Here is a 4,430-nt window from a genome sequence, read left to right on the forward strand (position 1 = left end):
CTCGCTAACTTTTATTTCGTAATTATTTTATGTTATCAATATCCTAGAATACATTGATCTTAGTCGTATTAGGATATCTCCAATATACTCCGTAGAAGCATGAAGATTACGACGTCAAATTAACTAAAGACCTTGAGAGGTTATACAAAAATGAAAATAATACACTCAGTGTTCTACACAATAATTCTACTCCTTTTTTGTCTTATGCACTCTACAGCTTATGCTATCGTTGCGGGAGGAATGGCAACAATCAATCGTGCCTGGCCAGCCACATCACAGGGTTTTAATGATATGGAGTTCACAATTACAATAACCGCTGAGCCGGGATATAACGGAAGGACTTACTGGGCACATCAGTGGGGCTTCATTGGCAGTCAAGAAGGTGGGTATGCGGGCTTACAAAGCAGGAATGCCAATGAAAAGGCGTTGAATTTTTCTATCTGGGGAGCTACAGCATGGCAAGAAGCGACAGGTTCTCAGTGTGCTTTCTTTGGTCATGAAGGAAGTGGAGTTCAATGCTGGATAAACTATCCTTGGAAAGAAGGTATCACTTATAGAATTAAAGTTGCCAAATCAGGCAGCAATGGCTGGATGGCTACTATTACAGATACGACGACAGCCATCACCACAACAGTTGCTACGATCCAAGTTCCAGCAAGCTATGGAGGATTGTCGCGACTATCTGAATGGGTGGAAAATTTTGCGCAGGGTAATGAGCAACCTTCTACCTGTGCTCAGGTCCCTCGAACTATAGCGGTGTATGGCATTCCTAAAGCCAATGGAGGTACGGTGTTACCCACCAGTAGCTCCACTTACACCTATGGAGATTGCGCCGCCATTGCAAAATCGGTGTGTACGGCGGAACAAGTATGCACACTGAGTGATAATGTCGGGATTCCGGTGGCTGATAGGCAATTGAAAAATGATGCAAATGGATATTGTCTTGATTTATTGGGGGGAGGAGCAATCGCGGGGCTATGGCATTGTGCTGTAAACAGTAATCAAGTATTCTCGCAAGATGAGACTTACCGATTTCACCAAGCAAACCAGCCAACACGGTGTCTCACGGTAAACAGTAATTCAAGAGTCGTAACGGATATCTGTAATAATAGCGCTAAGCAGCAGTGGTTAAAAGTAGACAGTACAAGAGTTTATTTTAATGCGGGAACTGGACTCTGTATGGATGCGCTCGGTGATGGTGTTTTGAATGCGCCAATTCAGGTATTCCAATGTATAGGGAATGAATACCAAAGGTGGATTACCGTTCCTTAAGCCACTCTAAATGGTGTTGGTGCATGGATAGAGTAAGGTTAAAATTTCCCTTACCCACTTTAATTTAGGCAGTTTTAGCCTTCTTGCGAACACAATGCGGTCGCGCGGGGTCAGCAGGCGATTCAATACCTCCACTCCGATAGCTACCTCTACCTGCGGGGCCGCAAAAGGTTGTGTCGCGATAACGTCGGCAGGTCAGCAAAAGTGGTATTGCCGTTTATTTAGGCAGCTAACCGATAAAATTATTCTGCTGCTGACAATCCCTCATTTTGCGGATGTTGATATTGTCCTTTGCGTATCATATATATCAGTTCGATGCCGGCTAGGATCGTCTGTGCCCATCTAAACGATTTGAATCCCTGCATGGGTCGTATGCGGCGTTTTATATTCCGGTGAGCTTACTCAACCCAGTTACTCTGATACTTGTTCTGTCTGACAGTAATGGTTTCTTCTTCTGGTTTGTCGGCGTTGAGTGTAGTCAGCGCTGCCGTGTTGCCGCCACTTTTATCAAGGGTCACTATCTCAGGTTCATAGTGGTGGCGAATGCCCTTGCGAAAGATGCGTAATGCAGCTGCAGCATCCACCTTGCGGTACAGATATTTCCACTGGCCTTTGATTTTGATATAGGTTTCATCCATTCACCACCGACGACCCACTGAGCGTTTATGTTAGCGAAATACCTTATCCAGCAATGGCACCAGACGGATGACACAGCGGTGTAACGTGGAATGGTCAACGGTAATACCGCGTTCAGCCATCATCTCTTCCAGGTTGCTAAGGCTCAGGGCGTAAGATAACAGCGAACACATTGCGCGATAACATCGACGGGGTAACGCAGGCGACTGTAGGATTTTCTTATTAGAGACATGGGCAGGCAACATCACAAAAAAACAGCAGGCTACCGGACTGTACCTTAATGCGACACAACCGCTTGGTGCGATGCTGGCTTGAATATTACGTTTATCGATAACCACGCTCTGCTAACCCATACTGCGGAGCATCGCCATGAGTAATGCTGAAGCACTGCTGGCACGTTTTTCACAATTTTATACCACGCTGGATACAGCACGTCTGGTCAAGCTATCTGATGTTTATCATCGCGATATCCACTTTATCGATCCCGTCGGAGAACATCAGGGATTGAGTTCACTTGAAGCTTATTTTCAATTGCTGCTCAGTAACTTAAGCACTTGTAGCTTTACCCTCACTGACATTCAGCACCATGACCAACAAGCCTCTGTATGCTGGCATATGACTTATGCCCATCCCCGTCTGCGCCGTGGCAGCTTGCTCAGTTTAGAGGGTATCAGCCAGTTACGCTTTGCTGAACAGCGGGTCATCTATCAGCGTGATTACTACGATCTGGGTGCCATGCTGTATGAACATATATCGCTGCTCGGCGGGATTGTTGTCAAATTGAAGAAGAGGCTGCAAGCATGAAACACGTGGTGATCACCGGAGCCAGTTCCGGTATTGGGCAGCAATTGGCGCTCGATTATGCCGCCGAGGGCTGGCAAAAGGGGCCGCTGAAATTGATTTTCCCCCACTGCTCACCGCGCTGTTACGACTAACAGGTCTACTTCCACAAGCGCTACAGCGCTGGTTTGCCAAGCGTTTGGTGAGGTAAGGGCACTGTTGCAAATAGCCGTTAAGGGTAAGTTTTCTCTCAGGTTAAAAGCCTTAGAGACTGAAAACGTAATTAACCAGACGTACTTCACCCTGTGGATGGCCATAATACCAAGGTTCTGCCTGGCCTTTACGCAACGCGCACATGACCTCTATACCTTTGAACGTGGCATAAACTGTCCTCATGGTTTTGAAGCCTAACATCGGATTGATTATCTGCTTCAACTTACCGTGGTCACACTCAATCACGTTGTTAAGGTATTTCATCTGTCGGTGCTCTACATACGGCAAGTATTTCCCTTCTCGTTTCAACAACGCCAGCGCTCTGCCGTAGATCGGTGCTTTATCGGTAAGGATACGTCGTGGCTGTTCCCAATCCCGTATTTGCAGTACCAGCGCACTGCCCAGAAGATAATAGCACTCTGAAAATGTCGACCTTTGAATGGGGTTATGTGTTACTCCTTCAGCCAAAATGGCGCTTTAGCAGCTTACCATCACCAGATTTTTGCAATAGTGCCCGAAAGAGAAACTCTCAATGAAGCCAGCATGATTGTATCATCAAGCCTATGATTATCATCGTAAACAGAGCGTTTATTTCTGGGTACAGCAGCGTCGAAATCAATACGTGAGCCGTTTATTCTGGCTCTACTTAAAACGTCAATCATAAATGTATTATATTCTGCAGCATCCAGAAGTGTGTTTGCTTTTATCAGCCTGCTGTTTTGCAAAAGAACATTTGCCTCTGTTGCTTGCGTTTTGTTGGGTTTAGCATTTTCTGGTAAACCGAGAGCATAGTTTGTACTCAGCCCACGTATCCGTTCGTCTGCAAAAAAATATTTCGTTTCGCGAACTGATGAATCCTCAAATGAGGAAGGAAATGAACCGGTGTCAGCCCGCACGTTCCCGAGATAAGTATGATCCCGTGTGTAAGCAGCATTATGTGAAGCTTCATGGACCACCGTGTCAACTAACCCGCCGTGGCGCTGATTGTCTGGCAACATAGCCAGCAGAATTCTTTTCTTACTGTCAAAGGGCAGGGCAAAGGCATCAGGTTGGGATGAATTAAAATGCCGATGTTTAAATAAAACAAAGGAATCATAATTCCCTTTCGTTTGTGAGTGAAGGAAATCGTATAGATTATTGACATTATCTTTAAATCTGTTGTAGACCATGTCTGATATAGCAGAAACATCTACTTTATCAATATCAATGATAACTTCATCATTCAATCCAGCAGCTTTATCAAGCAATTTTTTAAATTTGGCCTTAATTTTTGGTCGAGATTCTGCCAAATCAAAAATGGCTTTCACTTTAGATACTTTGTCATATGCATTATTAACAGAGTTGATAACTTTATCAGAAAAAACCTTTATCTCATTATCAATACTGTTTTCTCTATCAGTAATATTGTGGGAAATTATGTCTGCATTTTCGTTCGTCATTATTCTCTTTATCTCCCTATCAGTTGCTTCATCGGATATTACTTTTATAGGCTGGACTGGTGTAAATGAATCTCTTACATTAGCTTTCAG

Annotated in this window: 3 protein-coding genes and 3 pseudogenes; 3 read left to right on the forward strand and 3 right to left on the reverse strand. The window is 44.4% G+C overall.

Annotated elements, in window-relative coordinates; all coding sequences use genetic code 11:
* The first annotated feature begins 240 nt into the window (after nt 1-240).
* Entirely contained in the window at nt 241-1,272 is a 1,032-nt protein-coding gene (locus V2A85_RS22165; protein WP_420072384.1) for a DUF3472 domain-containing protein, read from the forward strand.
* Between the two features lie 242 nt (nt 1,273-1,514).
* Here the strand turns inward: V2A85_RS22165 and V2A85_RS22170 are convergent.
* Nucleotides 1,515-2,140 (reverse strand): annotated as a pseudogene (locus V2A85_RS22170) (IS6 family transposase).
* 137 nt (nt 2,141-2,277) lie between these two features.
* On the opposite strand from V2A85_RS22170, the gene V2A85_RS22175 reads away from it, so the two are divergent.
* Both V2A85_RS22175 and V2A85_RS22180 read left to right on the forward strand, forming a co-directional pair.
* On the forward strand, nt 2,278-2,712 hold the full coding sequence (locus tag V2A85_RS22175; RefSeq protein ID WP_420072385.1) for a nuclear transport factor 2 family protein: 435 nt from the start codon (nt 2,278-2,280) through the stop codon (nt 2,710-2,712).
* Nucleotides 2,709-2,786, forward strand: a pseudogene (locus V2A85_RS22180) (short-chain dehydrogenase); the annotation flags it as partial. The gene V2A85_RS22175 and the pseudogene V2A85_RS22180, both read left to right, overlap by 4 nt.
* 166 nt (nt 2,787-2,952) lie before the next feature.
* Here V2A85_RS22180 and V2A85_RS22185 read toward each other — a convergent pair.
* Together V2A85_RS22185 and V2A85_RS22190 are read right to left on the reverse strand one after the other, a co-directional pair.
* Nucleotides 2,953-3,273: pseudogene (locus V2A85_RS22185) on the reverse strand (DDE-type integrase/transposase/recombinase); the annotation flags it as partial.
* Nucleotides 3,274-3,392: 119 nt separating this feature from the next.
* Nucleotides 3,393-4,430, reverse strand: a 1,038-nt coding sequence (locus V2A85_RS22190; RefSeq protein ID WP_420072386.1) for a hypothetical protein, incomplete at its 5' end; no start/stop codon positions are given.

The sequence above is a fragment of the Yersinia sp. 1252 StPb PI genome, assembly GCF_048593885.1.
Classification (GTDB): domain Bacteria; phylum Pseudomonadota; class Gammaproteobacteria; order Enterobacterales; family Enterobacteriaceae; genus Yersinia; species Yersinia enterocolitica_E.

Coding starts and splice junctions, on each gene's coding strand:
- V2A85_RS22165 (WP_420072384.1), top strand. CDS start 241: ATGGCAACAATCAATCGTGCCTGGCCAGCCACATCACAGGGTTTTAAT.
- V2A85_RS22175 (WP_420072385.1), top strand. CDS start 2,278: ATGAGTAATGCTGAAGCACTGCTGGCACGTTTTTCACAATTTTATACC.